The sequence below is a fragment of the Mycoplasma sp. 4013 genome, from assembly GCF_054353875.1.
Map to the genome: position 1 here is coordinate 1 of NZ_JBTHHK010000007.1, position 19,834 is coordinate 19,834.

Genomic DNA, 19,834 nt, shown 5'->3' on the forward strand with positions numbered 1-19,834 from the left:
ATAGAGAAATCGAGTATTGATTTTCTTGCTTAAAATCTGAATGACTAAAAAAGGTAGATTATTCAAAAATTACTTTCGATGAATTAAAAAAACTAATACACCAATACATAATTTGATATAATACAAAACGAATGCAATCTGTTTTAGATTGAAAATCACCTCAGCAATATGCAGAGATGATACAATATTAATTTTCTGTTAATTTTTATGTCCTTGTTTAGGTTGGATAACACTTATATAAAAAATAAGATTTTAGAAAATACAGCTAATGGTATCGATATTGATATAAGTGGTGTTAAGACAAAATCCGATTTATATATTAAAACAAGCATTATTTTTAAATCCATTTTATTTATTTTATTATTATGTTACTCAATATTATTTATAGTGATTATTGATCCAGATTATAATGTTTTAGGTATTTTAAAGCACCGAGTAAACTTTAATCCTATATGACTCTTTATTACATTAAACACTCTTCTCTTATTTTTATTTATCAGTTGGTTTTTTAGAGGCGGAAAGGCATCATTCAATATAAATGACACTTTTGAAAAATGAATTCAAAATAAATATAAAGATTTTTTTATAAAACAAAAGCACGATGAAGAACAAGAAGAATATTTAAAGTGAAAGCGTCCATCAGAAGATGAAAAGTTATAAAAACTTCCTACATAGGAAGTTTTTTACTAATTTACTAATTCTCTTCATCTAAATTTATTTATGCCAAGTTTTTTAAGTTCTTTGATATTAGAAATAAATACTGCAATACCTGCTAATAAACCAACTAATGCGATTGCTAATGCAATACTGATAATAATTCTATATCCTTCTAAACTAGTATGGAATCCGTTATATGGTGTGTATGCTTTTCCGATAGCTGATGACATTGGATAAAATCATGCATCTAATGAGAAACCAATAAATGACATAACTCCTACTGATGAAGTATAACTACCTTTTTCAATATGGATTTCATTAAGTTGAGCATATCTTAGTGTTGCCATAGCTCATGTTAGTGAACCAATAAACATAAATAATAGAATACTTAATACAATAATTAAGGTATTAGCATTTTGAATGTATCCAATCAAGATAATAACAACAATAGAAGCGATTGCTAATCCTGTCGAAATTACCAAAAACATAATATATGAACGTGTTTTATCTGCTCAACCACCAATTACTCAAGAAATAAAGATTCTAAATCCATACGAGATAATTCCGGTTAAAATAAATGAAATTCATCCTGGTGCCCCATATTCATTAACCAGCATTTGTAAAACATAATAAGGAAAAACAGTTTGGAAAGTGTACATTCCCATTAAAAACACTGATAATGCTCATAGTTTTCAATTCTTAAGTTTCTTAAATCCTTCTTTTAAAGATGCTTTAAATTTTACTCAAGAAAACTTTTCTTTTGGTTTGTTTGGATCTGCTACCACTTTTTCTATTGGTCGTTCTGGAACCAATAACATTACCAAAATTGCAACTAAAATCAAGAATGCTACTACAATAAAGATATAAACAGCAAATGGAACACCTGATGATGGAACTTGGTTTTTGCTTAATTTTCCAATTCAGAATGTTGCAATTAAGAATCCTAATGCTCAAATTAAAATAAATCCGATGATTCCGTTAAATGAACTTTCTAATCCATATGCATATCCTTGATTTTCTTTTTTAGCTTGTTGTGACACAAGCTTTCATAACGGACTTCAGAACACCAATGTCGATGTTACTCCTCAAAGTCCTCATATAACTGCATATTGTGCAAACAATGAAGCTCTCAATGCTGCTGTTTGTTGATAACTTCTTTGATTAAGCAACAAGATCGCAAACCACACTGCGATAATTGCTGTCGAAATAATCGCAATAAACAACAATCATCTGGAACTAAATTTGTTTGCTAAGAATCCGCCTGGAAGTTGGGTAACTAAAGTAACTATCCCGATGATTGCGATTAATATTGCAACTTGATCTTCTCGGATACCTAAATATAAGTTAAAGTTAGGAATAATATTTTTAAGATAGTAAGGTACTGCTATCACAAAAACATCAGCAGCGGCAAGAATAATTAATGCAACAATTTGCTTTCAGGTAAATTCTTTTAACCTATTTAGCATTTTACTCCTTTCTAATTTTATAATGAATTTTATTTAGCTAAATAAAATTCAGATAGAATGCTAAAGTATTTCACAAAGTCTTCTAAAAATGATACATGTCCTGTATTTTCAATAACTTTAACTGTAACATTTTTAGCATGTGCTAAAAAGTATGTTTTTGTTTTTTCACAATTAATAATCATATCATTTGATCCTAAAACCAATAATGTAGGAACTTTAATACTTTCGATTCCTGCTTCAACAGCATTGTGTAAACTTTCTTCAGCAAGTGAAAAACCTAGTTTCATTACATGTGGGTTGCTTGCTGCACCAGATTCAAAATATGCTCTTTGTTGTGCCTCAACACTAGGGTCTTGTAATGCTTGTAAATACACAGGTGATAAAGCACCTAACAGTGTCTTATATTCATCAAAGGTTTGTGGGGCAAACAATTTAAAGAATTCTTCTTTACGTTCTAATAAAGTCTTATTCATCGGTGAAACATAAATCATTTTAGCAAATAATTCCGGTGCTTTTTTGTATGCAAGTGAAATGGTTCCACCACCCATTGAATGTCCGATTAAAACAACATCTTTTAAATTGTTATCTTTAATGAATTTAATTAATAAGTCCGCAAATGAATCAACACTTACTTCATCACCATTTTTAGGTTCAACCATATTGTTGCCCGGAAATGCTAATGCATAGTAATCACTAAGTGTTCAGTGCTTCATAAATATATCGTGCAGTTCTGGATTTGAGTTAAATCCATGAACGAATATAATTGGGTTTTTTGGTTGATTATTATCCTTAACAACTAATGGATAATCATATTTTAATGTTTTCATAATCTCCTTTATAATTTAAATAACACATTTATGGAAATGTTTTTATAATAAACATAATTATTATACATTTTTTTAATAATTAGGTTGTTTATTTTTTATTTATTTTCTAAATATATTAATTATATTTTATTTTTTCCACACCTTATTGCAACTAAAAGAAAACTAGGTTAATAACCTAGCTATTAAATACTAATTTTCAAGTTTTCTTCATTTGTAATCTGTTTTACCAAGTCTTTTAAGTTCCAAGGTATTGCTTAAAAATACTATTACACCTGATAAAAATCCTAAGAATGCTACTGATAAAGCAACTAAGATAATGATACGATATCCTTGTAAACTTGGATTTGGTGTTCCATCGGTTGTAAAATGTTTTCCAATACCTGCTAAAATAGGTGAAAATCAAGCATCTGATGATGAACCAATAAATGACATAATACCAACCGATGAAGCATAGGTTCCTTTTTCAATATGAACTTCATTAACTTGTGCATAACGTAATGTAGCCATCGCTCACACACAGGTCCCAATTACAACAAATAATAAACTACTAATTCCAATTACCACAAAAGAACTTTTTATATATCCTATTAAAATGGTTCCTGCAAGCGAAATAAGTGCCAATGTAGTAGCGATAATTAAAAATAATGTATATGAACGGCTTTTATCTGCTCAGATTCCGACTATTCAAGAAATGAAGATTCTTAACACATATGCTATCAAACCAGTTAGTATCAATACCAATGTTTGGGGTGCATGATACTCATTTGTCATCATTTGCAGAGCATAAAATGGAACCACCGATTGGAAGATGTACATTCCCATTATAAAGAAAGCTAATGCTCATAATTTTCAATTGCGAATTGATTTTCAAAATGAAAATAATGATGATTTAAATTTTGCATATGTAAATGGTGTTTTGGGTTTATTTGATTTTTCTCTTGGTTTTTCAGGAACAAAAAATAAGGTAAGCACAGCAATTGCTAATAAAAATACTGCTAAAATAAACACAAAAACTGAAAACGGTACACCTTGATTGCTTGCTGGATTTTCTTTAACTACTGGGTATCATAATTTAATAAATAAAAACAATAACACTCATACAAAAATAAATCCAATAATACCATTAAATGAATTAACTACTCCATATGCAATTCCTTGATTTTCCTTAGTTGCTTGTTGTGAAACAAGTTTTCAAAGTGGTGCTCAAAAGATTAGTGTGGAACTTATACCCCATAATCCTCAAATAATTGCATATTGTATATATAATCCTTCATTATTATCATAAGTATAATTTTTAGTAGTTAATAATGCAGCCCCGAATCAAAATGAAATCAAAGCAGTAGTGACACAGGCTCCAAATAACAGTCATCTCGAACTATATTTGTTTGCTAAAAAACCGCCTGGTAGTTGAGTCAATAACTTAACTATACCTATAATTGTTATCAAATTAGCAAGTTGATCCTCACGGATACCTAAGGTTTGGTTAAAGTTTGGGATAATATTTCTAAGATAATACGGAATTGCAATAACAAATACATCAGCAGCAGCTAAAATCGTTAATGCTATTCATTGCTTAGGGGTGAATGATTTAAATCTCGCAAACATATTTTCCTTTCTTGTAAGAAAATAACATAATTTTATGTAAATGTTTCTATATATGCAAATAAAATTATATAGTATTTTCGAATATGTAAGATTTTTTGAGTTGATTATAATTAAAATTATGCAAAAACATTGCTTTGTGGTATTTTTTTGCATAATTTTATGGTATTTCTTTTCTTAGGATACCTTGTTTTTAAAACGAATTTTAAAACCAAAACAAACACATAATTTTTGAATATAAATCTACCTTATATGATATAATAAAGAAACTAAGGAGAAATATGACAATTAAAAACAAATTATTCTTTATTTCTTCAAGTGTTTCCGCATTAGCACCAATTGCTTTAGTTGTATCTTGCAATTCAGGAAGTCATAAAACTGGTGATGAAGCAAAAAGAGAAGTAGCAGATCAAATATTAAATAACTATGAAAATATTTATAAGAACAATAATACATTATCTTCATTAGGTGTAAGTGGAGTTTCATTTAGTATCGATGCTGAAACTAAAGAAGAAGTAAGAACAGAAGTGATAAAAGATTTAGCCGGTAAAGATGATGCTTTTGTGCAAAAACTTATTGAATATCTAAAAGATACAAAAGAAGCTACATCAGCTTATATATCAGGAAATACACCAAATGCAGCAAGTGGAGTAAGTAAACTTCAACAAAAATACGGGAGCGATGCTGTTCAACTTATGACAACAATATCTAATATATATCTAAAAATTACTCCAATTATCACTAAATCACTAACCAAAAATATTTCTGGTAGTTTGAATTTAGGATAAGTAAATTATAAATATTACTATTTAAATAAGGAAAATATGACATTAAAACGAAAATTTATTTCTTCTTTTACTGCTGCTTCTGTTATAATACCTGTTACTTTAACAGTTGCCTGTGCTCCGATATACAATAGTCAAGAAGCAAGTAAAAAGTCACATCAAGGAACTACAAACGAAGAAGATATTAGACAGATCGCTAAAAATAATGAAAATATTAATGTTATAAAGCAGAACCTTGCTCAAAAATTTACTACATTAATAACATCACAAAGTTCTAGTATTAATAATTCATTAGGTATTCATATTTCTTTTCCTGCTGACTTAACTAATGAAATGAAACAGGCTGCTCTTGAGGGGTTACAGCAAGTTAACGATATTAATGAATTAAAAAGATTGGAATCTTTTATTGAAGATACCAAAAGTTTATCTCATAAAATTACTTCTTCTGCTTTAACAGGTAATATTGACCTTAATAAAATTCAAAATGAAGCAAATGCTTTAGAGAAAAAACATAACACACCCGAAGATAAAAAAATATTAGAACTATATTTAAACATTATCTCTAAAATGAATTCAAGGGTGTCTCAATGAGCAAGAAGTAAATCAAACTCAATCCCTAATACTTACTCTAATATAAATAATTATGGTTCATATGGTTCAAATATTTATGGTTTAGATTACAGGTAAAAAACTGTTTTTTATTTATAAAAAGTAGTATTATATATAAGTATTCAGAGGTTGTAATGTCAACTAAAAAGAAGTTATTTTGAATTACTACATCAGTTATTTCTGCTGCAACAACATCAGCAGCAGTTATTTTTAGTATAAATTCAAATAACGAAAATAATTTTATTACAACAAAGACAAATATTTTTAATGATAAAGGAACTGGTGTTAAAAAAGACGATGAATCAAAAATGAAAGATTCAAAGGCTGATATTATCAAAAATCCTAAAAATACCGAAAACCATAAACTTCCTGATTTAGAACCTATTAATAAAAGACTAGAAGTTAAATTTACAACCAGAAAGGAAAATCTACTTGCTCAAATAAGTAGGACTTTACAACAACAGCTTGTCTCATACCAAGCAAATATTAATAATGAATCATCAAAAGATTTTTTAAGTGAAATTCACAGCAACTTAGTAAACTTAGAACCAAAAAATGTGGATAACTTAGTTAAAATTTGAAATAAATTAATTACTTTTATCAATAGCACGGAAGTTAAGACACCACAAAATCTAAACGATGAAATCACCAAATTAAAGCAAGAATACAATAATCTGTATAAACAAGAATTTGAAGTATTTGAGAATATTATAAGCAAATATAATGTTATTATTTCTTTAAAATATAAAGAGCAACAAAAATTACACAGTTTTCCTGTCGTTCCAGATAATCCTATTAGTGATACTAAACAAAAACAACCAAGCGACAATAAAAAGATAAATAAAATAACAAAAAAATTACACGAAGAAAACATCAAAGAATTTATAAATGAGTATTTAATCTTTAGAACTTACAACCATTTAGAATTACTTAAAAATTATAAAGAGCAAATTTTTATTACACTTATCAAAATTATTAAACAACTTGATGCAAATGATGTTATTTTAAAACAAGCAATAATGCTTATGAAAGAAATTTCAAATAATATTTCAAAAGTTGCTGATTCAAAAGATGCGGATTATAAAAAGAAAGAAAATGCTATTTTAGTTAATCTAGTTCAAAAACACCAAGAGGCATTTTTATTCTTACAAAAAATAAATCCTATTTATTCCAAAATAGTTAAAATTATTAATGAAAATCAGAATCCAAAAGATATAGACAAAATAAGTTAGATGAATTTAATCCATAGTTATAACTATGGATTTTTGTAAAAAATGAGATTTTATAAAATTTATCAACTTATTATGTTGTTTATTATATAACTAAGAAGAAAAGATTAATATAAAGTAAGACGCTGGGTTGGTACCACAACGGTGTCCTACTTTAGTGAATTTGGACAATAAATTGATATCAAATTATTGGTAAAGTTATATAGGCTGCACATATGTGAAGTTTTTAAAAAAAATAACAAGCAAACTTGTTATTGGTCAATTATTTGAAATGGAGCGAGTAAAGGGAATCGAACCCTCATAGTCAGCTTGGAAGGCTGAAGTTCTGCCATTAAACTATACTCGCATCTTTATTTACTATTTAATTATAGCACTAAGAGTTTTTTTTCAAAGAAAAAAATTATTTATTTTTTTAACTTGCTTTTTGTTAAAATATTTATATATTATCTATTATACATAATTTTAGGAGAATAATGGGCTTTTTTAAGAATTTAATCAATAAGGTTTTTAAACGAGATAAAAAAACAATTGAAGAAAAACAGCAAGAAATAGAGATCCAAAAACAAAAAGAAATTATTAATAGTGAAAAATTTAGAAAATACGAAAGTGGCCTTTCAAGTAGTTCAAATTTTGGTAAGCAACTTCTCGAGATTCAAAATCGACATTTAAAAATTGATGAAGATTTTTTTGACGAATTAATGGAGCTTTTAATAATGTCTGATATCAATTCTTCATTAGTTGATGTTATGCTTGAAAGAATTAAAAAGGAGGTTAAAACCAATAATATCGATGATCCAAAGCTTATTGGTGAAATAGTTGCTGATCAAATGTTTTTAATTTATACAAATGATTCAGTAACTAATACACAATTAGATTATCAAGACAACAGGCTAAATGTGTTTATTTTTGTCGGAGTAAATGGTTCTGGAAAGACTACTTCAATTGCTAAGATTGCTTATAAATATATAAATGATGGTAAAAAAGTATTAATCGCTGCTGCTGATACATTTAGAGCAGGTGCAGTAAATCAATTAGGAATTTGAGCCGAGCGTATTGGTGCAGATATTATCAAACCAACTAAGAATGGTGAGGACCCTGCTTCTGTTGTTTATAAAGCATTAGAAAAAGCAAAAAATGAATCATACGATTTATTAATCATTGATACTGCTGGACGCTTACAAAGCAAGGTAAATTTAATGAAAGAATTAGAGAAAATGGTTGGCATCATCAAGAGATTTGAACCATCAGCTCCACATGAATCATTGCTTGTTTTAGATGCAACTACAGGACAAAACGGATTATCACAAGCAAAAAGTTTTAAAGAAATTGCTGATTTAACTGGTATTATTTTAACTAAAATGGACGGAACTTCTAAGGGTGGAATTGTTTTATCTATAAAAGATGAATTTGGTTTATCAGTTAAATATGTTGGTTTAGGTGAAAAACTAACTGACTTACAAGAATTTGATTTAGAGTTATTTATCTATCAGATGACTAAGGATTTAATTAGTGTCTAAGAAGAGTTTAGAGAGTTTAACAAAATACAGTAAATTATTTGAAAAATATCGTAATTTTTTAACACAAAATCAACAACAACTGTTTCAGTTATATTTTTATCAAGATCTCTCGTATGCAGAAGTTGCTGAAATTGTTGCTACAACCAGAACATCAGTTTATGATACAATTAAACATACCTTACAAAAACTTGATAAACTGGAAGAAAAAATGCATTAAAAGCAAGGGAGCTTCTTCCTTGCTTTTATAATATTTAAACTGTTTTAATAACTACTTCTTTTGAATAATGTTCACCTTTAAGGTTGTCTCTTTCAACATGAATAATTTCAATTTTTTCATTTCCTTGTGTATGCAAGCCATGTTTTTGTCCACGACGGAAACCTTTAATTAAACCTTCTAATTCTTCTAATGAATTAGCTTTTGCAATGACTTCATTGCTAGATAATAATTTTGCTTTGTATTTATACATTTTATCTCCGTTTCTATGTATATTATATTATATCTTAGCAAAGATTGGATTTATAACAACAAATAATTAAGATAATTTAACTAAGATTACGAAAATAATATGAAAATAAAATTTTTGTTTGTGTAAATATAATATAGAATTTATCTATGAAAAAGAATAAACGAATATTTTGATTACTATCATCATTAGCAACTGCACCTATTTTAGCAGTTGCTTGTGCTAATAAAACGCAAGAAAAACCAAGAAAAGAAATTAAAGAAACTCCGATTGAAATAAAAAAACCTGTCGATACACCACCTAATCAACAACCCAACAATCCATCAAAAAAACAAGGTAATCCAGAAAATCATGAACCTAAAAATGATGAATCATCAACTCCTAAACCAAAAACCCCAGTTTCAGATAGTCAACAGCAGCAACAACAACCAATTGATAAACCAAAGAACGATGAGACTTCAAAAGATGTTAAAACACCAGATAACTCAGAAAACAAAACTAATACCGATTCAAGTAAGCAAAGCGAACAAGAAATAAGAGAAATCCAAAAGCACCCTGATACATCTAAAACTAACCCACAGCAATCAATAATGAAAAATGATTTTTCTGATGTTATAAACTTACAAAAAAATATCACTATAACTAATGCAAACAAATTCTACAAAGAACATGATTCTGCTGCAGCATGATTAAAATTAAAAACTGAAAAAAGCAATTTACTTAGCATACTAAATATTAATAATGAACTACAGAATAAATATAATGTAGCATTTACTGATACAAATAATGATTTTTATACAAACCAAAATAATGGAACAATAAATAATATTGCATTAACATTTACTACTAAAAATCCAAATATTGAAGAAAAAACTTTAAGATTCAATATAAATGGTTTTAAAGTAAATAATTCTACATCAAAAACAAACCAAAAAGAAAGTTTTTTAAGCAAAAAAACACTTACCGATAAGGTAACTAGACTATTTCCATCGTTGCTTGCTTATATGTTAATGTATTCAGAAGATCCAAATAAATATAATGAATTACAAATGCAGGCAAAAGAAGATGAAACAATTATTAATTTTGAACAACTATTTAATAAAAATACTAGCTTATTTACAAATGGGGTGGCTTCCTTAAATGATTCATTAAAAACACAGTTTTTAGAAAAAAATAAATCATTAGAAAACTTATATGAATATAAAATTACAGGTGTTAAATTCAACGATGAAGCAGGAACCTTAGGAATTCAAGTATTAATCAAAAATCAACATGATAATCATTCAAATGAAGCAAGTATTAATCAAGAATTTGAATTTAATGGTTTAAGAAAACTACAAAAAGATGTTAATATGCAAAACGATATAGTTTCTTACTTTATTACAGCAGCAGACTTAACATCAATTATTACACAAAACAATAATTTAAAACAAACAATTGACAAGCATAAAAATCCTAGTGCAGATATAGATATCACAAGTGAAATAGGTGACGTGCAACTTGCTCTTATCACTAAAAAGATATTTGATAAATTATTAGTTGATGTAACTGATCCATTAGGTGCATATAAAGTGAAGTATGCTTCATTAAACACTAAAAATTACATCGGTTTACAACAAGGATTTGTGTTATATCCATACTTTAGTAGACTTAATCAAAATATAAATAGTTCCGCATCTGATAAAACAATTCAAAATATGAAAGTTATAATTAAAAAATCAACTACAAATGGATACAATGTAACTTTTAATTTTGATGTTATCACACCTATAGGAGTAAGAAATTCATATAGTGATCTTTCTGATAACGGCTATGATGAAGAAAAAAATATTGTTCATCACGTAATTGGTTCAGTAAGATTGGATGCACTTGAAAAACGCTAAATCTGTCTTTTCAAAAAATACTAGTATTTTAAAATATTCGTTAGCTATTACTAATGTAGGTTTATGAACATCTGAATTAGATTTAGTTAATAAGTGATTTAGAAATAAGCAAGAAAATTTACTGGATTTAGGTTGTGGAGCAGGTAGAACATCATTTAATCTACAAGAATTAGGATATCAAAATATCTATGCTATTGATATTTCAAAAGAAATGGTTGATACAGCATTGCAAATAGCAAAATTGCTCCCTAATAATACAATTCGATTTAAATATATGGATGCTTGTGATTTAATTTTCCCAAACAACTTTTTTGAATATACTTTCTTTTCTTTTAACGGTTTTATCGGAATACCATCTGAAAAATCTCGTATTCTGGCATTAAAAGAAATTTATCGTACATTAAAACCAAACGGAATCTTCATCTTTACAGCACACCTAAGAGATGAAGAAAAATATAGACAAAGATTAAAACTAGAAAACATTCAACAAACTCAGGAATTTAAAATTGAAAGCAAAGGAGACTTAATTTTTAAAAACGAAGATGGTTTTTATGATTTCTTTCACCTTTATAATAAAGATGAACTGGTTAATTTGCTAACTGAAAATGGTTTTGAAGTCATTTCTATAATAAATAGAGATGAAAGTTATAACGAAACAAAAGAAGTTATAGAATTTGCTGATAATACTTACTTTTGAATATGTAAAAAAGTTTAAACCACTAGTGTGGTTTTTCTTTTATCGCTTGCTCATAGATATTTTCGATATCCTTAAGAGTTCTTGTAATTTTTAAATCCTCTAATTTAAAATCTACTTTATAACCTGATCCTGTTGCCCTTTTACTTGTTTGTTCTTTGCCTCTAAAATGAATATTTTGAATCTTACCATTAATTTTTACTGTCCCGTATTTTATAACTAAATCATTTTTAACTTTTTGCAAACCAAACTTAAAATCATCTTTATGGATAAAACTTATATATAAGTCATTTGGTGCAATATCCAAGAATGCTATAACATCCCAAGACTTATTTTCTTTAATCCCTTCATGTTGAAATTTCTTACTAACATCCAAGGTAGCGGTTTTTATTTCGATTTTAACTCCATCTACTACTATATCTCAATCACCGAATCCATCTTGTTGATAGATAACTTCCTTATTTAATTCCTTAAATATAGTTGTAAAAAACTTTTCTCCAACTCTACCTCTTTGATCAATTTGGATTTTTCTTATACTTGCAAATTTATCCGTTAATTTTCAAGGATGCTTATTAATTTCTTCATCAATTAATTCAATCAATTCTTCATAAATACTTTTAATCATTTTTTATCCGTTCTTCAATAGCATCAATAATAAGTTGTGTTCTAAGATTATTAGCAGAGTTTGTCGATTTAAAACTTTTAGATTTTCAATCAACACTTTCAATTATTTTTTGTATTCTTTGTTTTTCTTTTAAAATAACAATACCATATCCTCGATTATGTGGTAATTTAGAAAAACTTGTTTCTAAACTAACTTCTGAAAATGTTGTAGATGGTAGATAATAATCACACTTATCCAACATTTTAACATTTCTTTTTGAACTCGGTGTAGAGCCATTACTTAAAGAATATACTTTTATCCAGTCACTAACTTTTTTGGGTGGTTTAATTGGTTTTACACTATGAGATGGTAGTTTTGTTCATATCTGAAAAATACTTTTAACATTAATAATCTTGTTATTTGGATAATGAAATTTGTCATCATTTACCTTAAATTCTGCTGCTAAATAAAAATTCTTGTTTATTCTTAGCATCGGTGATCCTTTACCATTAGAATTAAAGAGTGGAGGTAAAATAAAACATATAAAGTCACAAAATTTTGCTGCATGATTGATAAACTGTAAAGCAAGTTGTCCACGAAGTCCAAAGGGTGGATTTCCAATAACAATGTTTCTTTCGTTTTTAGGATAATATTCTAATCAATCCTGTTTGATAATACTCTCTATTTGTGGTTCAATATCAAATGCATAAGTTTGATTAAATAATTCCTTAGGAAAATTATTAGAAAAACTCCCATTTCCAGCCGATGGTTCTATTAAGTCATATTCTTTTAAGTCTATATCATAGTGTTTTTTAATAAATTTAACCGTTTTTTCAATCATTTGTTTAGCAACCTTTACTGGCGTAAAAAACTGATCCATATTTTTATAATACTGCTGCTCATTAAAATCAGCTTGATATTTATGATTTAAAAGTTTATTTATATGGTTAAAGTAGTTGCTTGGTACTTCTTGCTTTAAAATTCAACGATTTATTGTCCCAGTATGTAGGTTTCATAACTTTGCTATATCATTTATCGAATGTAAATTCAATATTTCGCTTTTGAATACATGGTATAAGTGTTTTTTATCCATATTATTTTAATCCTAATAATTTATCCACACGATCTAGCAAAGAATCTAAATCCTTTTCTTTTTCTTTAACTTTTTCTTCAGATTTTTTTATATTTTCATCGTGTTTTTTTATTGTTTTAACACTAAAATCACTTAATGGATCAATATTTTCTTGTTTCTGAATATCATTGATAAAAATATGCTGAATATTATTAAGATCAATATAACCTGTTTTTTCTTTTGATTCTATATATCCTAAGTATCTAATTAAATTATGTTCTATGGATTGGATTAGTAATTCTTGTTTTCTGCTAATATTTGCAACTTTGATATTAGCACCTAATTCCTTGATTCCTGCTATTTTTTTTCCTTTTATTGATTTAGATGTTATAGGTAGTTTTGAGCCCTTTATTTTGCTTCAATAACCTTGTTTTGAAACAAATAAATATTCATCTTCTAAATTAATTATTCTAAAATCACTAACTTTATCACTGAGTGACAAGTAAACACCTTTTATCCCTTTTGCTTTGGTTCCATAAGTATTAATTTCTATTTCAGGATAGCAAGTTATTAGTGATTCATCGGAAACTATTAAAAGATGGTTTTGGTTATTTGATAAATAAGCACCAAGCATAATATCATTATCAATTAAAGACATTGCTACATAAGTTTTATTAACTCTTTGGACAGCAAAATCACTTAATTTGGTTCTTTTGAAAAATCCGTTTTTGCTTCCAGTGACAATAAATAAATCAGAATTTCAATCTGCTACTTCAATCACAGAGATAATCTTTTCATCTATTTTAAGGTTGAAAAGTTCTTTTAAAGATGTTCCATAATCTTTTCATTTATTTTCAGTTATTTTATGAATAGGTAGAATTATGTAATTACCTAAATTAGTAAACACTAGTAAATTATGCATTGTATTCATTTTAGATATATGAATAATGTTGTCATCTTCCTTAAGATAATAATTGCTTAAATTATTATTTTCTTGTGTTTTTTGACTAAATCTTTTAATATAGCCATTTTGCGAAACACAAATATAAACATCTTCTTCTTTAATTAAGTCGGTTTCTTTATGTGAAAAATCAAAACTTTCAGTTTCTATCAAGGTTTTTCTCGGACTAGCAAACTCTTTTTTAATTTCATTAAGTATTTTTATAATAAAATTATTAAATTTTTGTGGATCACTAAGCAGTTGTTCAATATGAGCAATTTCTTTTTCTAAATCTTCTTTTTCTTTTAAATATGCCTGTTTATCTGTCTTACTTAAACGGTATAATCTTAACTCAGCAATTGTTGTTGCTTGAATTTCACTAAATGCAAAATAATGCATCAAATCTTTTATCACACCTGCTTTTGAACCTTCTGATTGACGGATAACTTTAATAACTTTATCTGTAATTTCAGAAACTTTAATAAAACCTTTAACAATTTCTAAACGTAATTTGTTCTTTGTTAAATCATATTGCAATGTCTTGGTTTTTATATTCTTAACTTGCAATGAATAACTTTCAAGCATATCTAATAGAGATAAAAGTTTAGGTTGATTGTTTTGAATTACAGTATTATTATATGAATAAGAAACCTTAAGTTGTGTTTTTTGGTATAAATATGATAACACACTTTGTTCATTAACACTTGGGTGCATCGTAATAAGAATATTTATTCCATTTCGATCAGATTGATCCTTAATTTCAATTACCCCATCGATTTCACCTTTGTTAATTAATAAATCAATTTCATATACCAATGCTGATTTAGCAACTCCATAGGGAATCTGTGTAATTTCTATATACTTATAATTATCTTTTGTATATAAATTACATTTACTATATAAATGTATTTTTTCTTTTGGATTATTACCAAATTCAAAAGCATCATTAATCCCTTTGATTCCTTTGATAATCCCACCTGTCGGAAAATCTGGTCCAAAAATGTATTTTTGAACTTCTTTTAAGGTTATATAAGGCTTTTTGATTTTTGCAATAGTAGCATCAATGACTTCACCAAGATTATGTGGTGGTAAATCAGTAGCCATACCAACAGCAATTCCTTTTGCTCCATTCACTAATAATGTAGGGAAAATTGATGGTAGCACAGCAGGTTCTTGCTCACTATCATCAAAGTTAGGAATAAATGCAACAGCATTCTTTTTTAAATCATTTAAAATATATTGACATACTTTTGATAATCTTACTTCGGTATAACGCATTGCAGCAGCAGGATCATTATCTACTGACCCGATATTCCCATGCATATCAAGTAACGGAATATTTGATTTTCAAGACTGTGACATATTAACCATCGCTTCATAAACCGATGAATCACCGTGTGGGTGGTATTTACCAATAACATCACCTACTACTCTAGCTGATTTTTTATAAGGTTTATCATAATCAAGACCTAATCCATACATTGAATATAAAATCCGTCTTTGAACGGGTTTTAACCCATCTTTAATATCCGGTAATGCTCGTTGTTGGATAACATATTTTGCATAGCGACCAAATCTTTCTGCCATTATTTTATCTAATGATTCATTGATTATTTTATCTATAATTGCTTTTTCAGTTGCACTCATATAACTCCTTAATTCTTTAATTATATAATTTATTCATGTATTTTATTAAAAACAACAATTCCATAGAGTTGTTGTTTTTATGTAAGTCTTTGCTTAATTTTTATCTAGGTTTTTTCTTTTACCTAAAAAACCAAAGATCTTTTTCATTCAACTTGGCATCGATTCTGCATTTGGATCTGGTTCGCGAAGCAACAAGGTACCAAGTACAGAAATCAATCCAAAGACAATAATTAAGATAAACTGAATTATTGAATATTTAAGTGTATTTGGATCAACTTGTCCTGCAGCAACTGGATTTACACTCTTACCAATTAATGTAACAGCTGAAATAATAATTAATCCAACTGTAAACATTAAGTATCCAAATCCTCAAATTAAACTAAACATTCAACCAATGGTTTGTGGATCACGTTCTGGATATTCGTGTGGTAGATTAAGCATAACGCCTTGAATTCCTCAAAGACATAATCCAGTGATAAATGCAAAAATGTAGAATATTACTTGTGAACCAACACTACCATTTGAAGGAACAATTCATTTGGTAAATACAACCATTGAGAATATGTAAAATAATATTCCGAATGTTAGAGCAAATACTTGATAAAGTTTACGTTTTAATTTAAATCTTGATCAAAGCCCGATTGTAATAGGACCTAAAAACACTGCTGCTCAATAAATAACTAATCAAATATTTATTAGTTTTTCTAAAGGAGCAGAAGCAATTTCTTTTGTTGCTTTATCAAAGTTTCTAAGTGTTGTTAAATCAATAAATAATCTTTTAGATAAAACTTGTGGAAGTACTACTGCGCATAATCATCCACCATAAACTAAAATTCAAATGTATGTTTGCTTTTTCTTCAAATACATTCATAAAAATACGAATGGATTAGGTTCTTTTGCTCGCTCTTGTGCTGTTTTAATTCCGAATCTAGAACCAACAAAAATGAAAATAAGCAATGGTATAATGTTTAATGCACTAATTACAGTAAAAATGATTTGTCATGCACTTTTTACATCATTAGGATTTGCTGCCAAAAATGTTACAACTGTAATAATTGAACCAAGAGGGAAGAATCAAATTCCAAATTGTGAAACTATTGATTTAGTTTTTGTATTAAAGAATCTAGCAACAACTGGCTGAGTAAGAATTATCAACATTGTTCCACCGATAGCCATCAAAGTTCTAAAGATAACAAAACCTACATATCCACCTTGAGAAGCCGGAAAAATTCATTGCGCTGGAATACCTATTAAAGTCAAAATAAATGCTATAATAACTGTCCAACGATGTGCTAATCTAGTTAAAATAACAGCAACTAATATTGAACCAATCCCGCGACCTATCGTAATACCTCAGTTAGTTGCTTGATTAGTTAGCTGAAATGCAGCATTATTTTCTATATTAAAATGTCCTAGAACTCCAGGTGTGCCTTTTCCGCCGCCATTGAGCAATCCACTAAAACCAAAATTTACAACAAACAGTGTATAACCAAAAGAAATTGAAATTCATAATAATAATCCATAGAATAACTTTTTCTTAGGTGACATACTTTCGATGTTATCTAAATGTAACATCTTTAATATCGTTTGCATAATACACCCTTTCTGAGTCTTAAACTCTATTAAATTATAAATTGAAAATTATAAATTAAAATATTTTTACATATTTATAATATTTATTTTGCATATAATGTAAAAATATTTGCACATTTATTAGTCTGTTTTATTTTTAAGACTATTATTTAGCAAAAACTGGATTTAATGTGGATAACTTCAAAGTTATTCACAAGTTGATTCAATTTATATGAATATAATTTAGATAAAATAAATTATTGTATAATTAAACAAATATAAGGTAAGGTATCAATGAAATCGAAGCAAAAATTATGATTTTTTATTACATCAGGAATATTATTATTTGTCTTAATAATTGTCCTCTTAATAGTCTTTATTAAATTGCAACCACAAAAATGACATCTTATTTTAATAGTTATTGCTCTTTTCTTTTCTTTAATCTTAATTACTTTGATTTTATATTTTGCAATTATTAACTTTGCAAAATCACGTGAACTAGTAAAGCATTCCTTTAATCGTTTTGTTGAAAAAATAATGACTAATAACTCAATTGGTTTAATTATTTATGATACCTCTGCTGAAGTAATTTGGATTAGTGAATTTATTAAAAATAACTTTCATAATGATTTCATTGGACTAAAAATTACAGATGCAATCGAAAAAATTGATGCAAGTGTTAAAGGTAAAATTAAATATAATAATCCAGAAAATATAATTTTACAAAACAATAATAATTATTATGAAGCACAATTTTGACCATTAGATAACACAGTTGTAATACGAGATACCACTATTAAAACATTATACAAAAAAGAACTACACGAACAAAAACCAGTTATCGGTGAATTGGAAATAGATAACTACAGCCACTACCAATCAGTTTTCTCTGAAGAACAACTTTTTAAAATTAATAAAGTTATTATTGATGCATTAAACGAATCGGTCGAAAAATATAATTTAATTTATCGTCAATATACAAATGGTAAATTTATTATTCTGACTAATGAATTATCTTTAACAAAACTTAAAGAAACAAATTTTGAAATTTTTACTAAAATCAATGATCGACTTATTGATAAAGAAGTTACAAAACTTTCTGTTTCTTTAGGCTTAGCAGTAGGTTGAAGTTCATTAGAAACAAAACTTTCACAAGCAAAAAAAGCACTAGTACAAGCTCAATCACGGGGAGGGGATCAAGTTGCAATCTTCTCTGATATTAGTAAACCACAGTATTTTGGATCATACACCGAAATATTTGCAAATAAAAATCGAACCAGAATTAGTGGTTTAGCACAAATTATCGCAAATAAGCTTAGCGATGATAAAATTAAAAATGTTGTTATTTATGGACATAAATGAGCAGATTTAGATGCAATCGGTTCTGCTTATGGAATATATACAATTGCAAAAGCTTTTCAAAAGGATGCATATATTTCTATTACGACTATGGATAATACAACAAAAAATTTCTTACAAGCAACCAAAAAAAATAATTTATTTATCAAATCTACACAAGCAAATAATTTAACATCTGAAGATTCATTGGTTTTCCTAGTAGATAACTCTGACCCTGAAAGAACAGATAACATTGATGCATTAGTTAATACAAATCGTGATAATGTTTTTGTTTTAGATCACCATAGACTAGGGAAAACTATTGATTTTTGTCCAAAAAGCAATCTATATGTAGATACAACTGCATCTAGTGCATCCGAAATAGTCACCGAAATATTAATGTTTTTATCTTATAAAGTTGATGTTAACAAAGAAGTGGCACAGTGGCTTTTAAATGGTATTTATTTGGACACATCACAGTTTTCTAAGTCAGCATCAAAACGCGCTTTTGAAGCGGCTGCATGATTAGAATCGAAAGGTGCTGAACCAAATATTAGTGGTGAACTTTTAAAATATGATGATGAAACAGCAAAAAAAGTAAAAGCATTATTAGAAAACATTCTTGAAATTAAAGATGGATATTATCTTGCTTATTCAAATCAAGAAGCATCCAACGATGTTATTTCGATAGCCGCAAATGAAGTACTAAAAGTGCGTGGTCGTCGTGCTTCATTTGTAGTAGGTAAATTACCTAATTCTAAAAGATATAAATTAAGTGCGCGTGGAATTGATACAAATGTGCAAGTAATCGCTGAAATGGTTGGTGGTGGTGGACACTTTACAACCGCGGCGGCTGAATCTGAAGAAGATTTAGAAACATTCGCAAATAATATAAGACATGCAATTACCGTTGCTGAAAGGACATAAT

18 protein-coding genes and 1 tRNA gene are annotated in these 19,834 nt (G+C 27.7%); 10 read left to right on the forward strand and 9 right to left on the reverse strand.

Translation table 4 applies throughout. The annotated features are described in order from the left end of the window. Nucleotides 1-191: IS3 family transposase (locus ACXYRO_RS02715; protein WP_458614234.1), on the forward strand; the 191-nt coding region annotated here is incomplete at its 5' end. Nucleotides 192-207: 16 nt separating this feature from the next. Beyond that, nucleotides 208-660 carry a hypothetical protein gene (locus ACXYRO_RS02720; RefSeq protein ID WP_458614235.1) on the forward strand — a complete coding sequence of 151 codons (453 nt, stop codon included), beginning with the start codon at nt 208-210 and terminating at the stop codon, nt 658-660. Nucleotides 661-686: 26 nt separating this feature from the next. Here ACXYRO_RS02720 and ACXYRO_RS02725 read toward each other — a convergent pair whose 3' ends face one another. From ACXYRO_RS02725 to ACXYRO_RS02735, 3 genes are all read right to left on the reverse strand, one after another. Continuing rightward, entirely contained in the window at nt 687-2,123 is a 1,437-nt protein-coding gene (locus ACXYRO_RS02725) for an MFS transporter (protein ID WP_458614236.1), read from the reverse strand. A gap of 29 nt (nt 2,124-2,152) precedes the next feature. After that, nucleotides 2,153-2,950 (reverse strand): alpha/beta hydrolase, encoded by a 798-nt coding sequence (locus ACXYRO_RS02730; protein WP_458607747.1) that lies wholly within the window; start codon nt 2,948-2,950, stop codon nt 2,153-2,155. A gap of 189 nt (nt 2,951-3,139) precedes the next feature. Continuing rightward, nucleotides 3,140-4,555 carry an MFS transporter gene (locus ACXYRO_RS02735; protein ID WP_458614237.1) on the reverse strand — a complete coding sequence of 472 codons (1,416 nt, stop codon included), beginning with the start codon at nt 4,553-4,555 and terminating at the stop codon, nt 3,140-3,142. A 278-nt stretch (nt 4,556-4,833) separates the two neighbouring features. Here ACXYRO_RS02735 and ACXYRO_RS02740 point away from each other — a divergent pair, with 278 nt between their 5' ends. Genes ACXYRO_RS02740 through ACXYRO_RS02750 form a run of 3 tightly spaced genes read left to right on the forward strand, consistent with a single transcriptional unit; the run spans nt 4,834 to nt 7,178 of the window. Next, the gene (locus ACXYRO_RS02740; RefSeq protein WP_458607749.1) at nt 4,834-5,340 is read left to right on the forward strand and encodes a hypothetical protein; all 507 of its coding nucleotides are present in this window, start codon (nt 4,834-4,836) and stop codon (nt 5,338-5,340) included. A gap of 36 nt (nt 5,341-5,376) precedes the next feature. Further along, entirely contained in the window at nt 5,377-6,024 is a 648-nt protein-coding gene (locus ACXYRO_RS02745) for a hypothetical protein (RefSeq protein ID WP_458614238.1), read from the forward strand. Nucleotides 6,025-6,080: 56 nt separating this feature from the next. Next, entirely contained in the window at nt 6,081-7,178 is a 1,098-nt protein-coding gene (locus ACXYRO_RS02750; protein WP_458614239.1) for a hypothetical protein, read from the forward strand. Nucleotides 7,179-7,447: 269 nt separating this feature from the next. Here ACXYRO_RS02750 and ACXYRO_RS02755 read toward each other — a convergent pair. Then, a tRNA-Gly gene (locus ACXYRO_RS02755) sits at nt 7,448-7,521 on the reverse strand. 127 nt (nt 7,522-7,648) lie between these two features. Here ACXYRO_RS02755 and ftsY point away from each other — a divergent pair. Together ftsY and ACXYRO_RS02765 are read left to right on the forward strand one after the other, a co-directional pair. Continuing rightward, nucleotides 7,649-8,692: a signal recognition particle-docking protein FtsY gene (gene ftsY, locus ACXYRO_RS02760; RefSeq protein ID WP_458614240.1), complete on the forward strand. Its 1,044-nt coding sequence runs from the start codon at nt 7,649-7,651 to the stop codon at nt 8,690-8,692. After that, nucleotides 8,685-8,909: a sigma factor-like helix-turn-helix DNA-binding protein gene (locus ACXYRO_RS02765; RefSeq protein WP_458614241.1), complete on the forward strand. Its 225-nt coding sequence runs from the start codon at nt 8,685-8,687 to the stop codon at nt 8,907-8,909. The genes ftsY and ACXYRO_RS02765 overlap by 8 nt, the downstream gene beginning before the upstream one ends. Nucleotides 8,910-8,943: 34 nt before the next feature. Here the strand turns inward: ACXYRO_RS02765 and ACXYRO_RS02770 are convergent, their stop codons facing one another. Next, on the reverse strand, nt 8,944-9,159 hold the full coding sequence (locus ACXYRO_RS02770; RefSeq protein WP_435130013.1) for an MAG6790 family protein: 216 nt from the start codon (nt 9,157-9,159) through the stop codon (nt 8,944-8,946). 146 nt (nt 9,160-9,305) lie between these two features. Here ACXYRO_RS02770 and ACXYRO_RS02775 point away from each other — a divergent pair, with 146 nt between their 5' ends. Together ACXYRO_RS02775 and ACXYRO_RS02780 are read left to right on the forward strand one after the other, a co-directional pair. Next, nucleotides 9,306-11,039 carry an LppA-related lipoprotein gene (locus ACXYRO_RS02775; RefSeq protein ID WP_458614242.1) on the forward strand — a complete coding sequence of 578 codons (1,734 nt, stop codon included), beginning with the start codon at nt 9,306-9,308 and terminating at the stop codon, nt 11,037-11,039. After that, on the forward strand, nt 11,026-11,754 hold the full coding sequence (locus ACXYRO_RS02780) for a class I SAM-dependent methyltransferase (RefSeq protein ID WP_458614243.1): 729 nt from the start codon (nt 11,026-11,028) through the stop codon (nt 11,752-11,754). The genes ACXYRO_RS02775 and ACXYRO_RS02780 overlap by 14 nt, the downstream gene beginning before the upstream one ends. Nucleotides 11,755-11,758: 4 nt before the next feature. Here ACXYRO_RS02780 and ACXYRO_RS02785 read toward each other — a convergent pair whose 3' ends face one another. The 4 genes from ACXYRO_RS02785 to ACXYRO_RS02800 form a co-directional block, all read right to left on the reverse strand. Beyond that, a complete protein-coding gene (locus tag ACXYRO_RS02785; RefSeq protein WP_458597630.1) occupies nt 11,759-12,358 on the reverse strand; it encodes a hypothetical protein in 600 nt (199 codons plus the stop codon). Continuing rightward, complete coding sequence (locus tag ACXYRO_RS02790; RefSeq protein ID WP_458614244.1) at nt 12,351-13,430, reverse strand: hypothetical protein; 1,080 nt, start codon at nt 13,428-13,430, stop codon at nt 12,351-12,353. The genes ACXYRO_RS02785 and ACXYRO_RS02790 overlap by 8 nt, the downstream gene beginning before the upstream one ends. Nucleotide 13,431: 1 nt before the next feature. Beyond that, complete coding sequence (locus ACXYRO_RS02795; protein WP_458614245.1) at nt 13,432-15,996, reverse strand: DNA topoisomerase (ATP-hydrolyzing); 2,565 nt, start codon at nt 15,994-15,996, stop codon at nt 13,432-13,434. A gap of 93 nt (nt 15,997-16,089) precedes the next feature. Further along, a complete protein-coding gene (locus ACXYRO_RS02800; RefSeq protein ID WP_458614246.1) occupies nt 16,090-17,589 on the reverse strand; it encodes a hexose phosphate transporter in 1,500 nt (499 codons plus the stop codon). A 273-nt stretch (nt 17,590-17,862) separates the two neighbouring features. Here ACXYRO_RS02800 and ACXYRO_RS02805 point away from each other — a divergent pair, with 273 nt between their 5' ends. Beyond that, a complete protein-coding gene (locus ACXYRO_RS02805) occupies nt 17,863-19,833 on the forward strand; it encodes a GGDEF domain-containing protein (RefSeq protein WP_458614247.1) in 1,971 nt (656 codons plus the stop codon). Nucleotide 19,834: the final 1 nt, after the last annotated feature.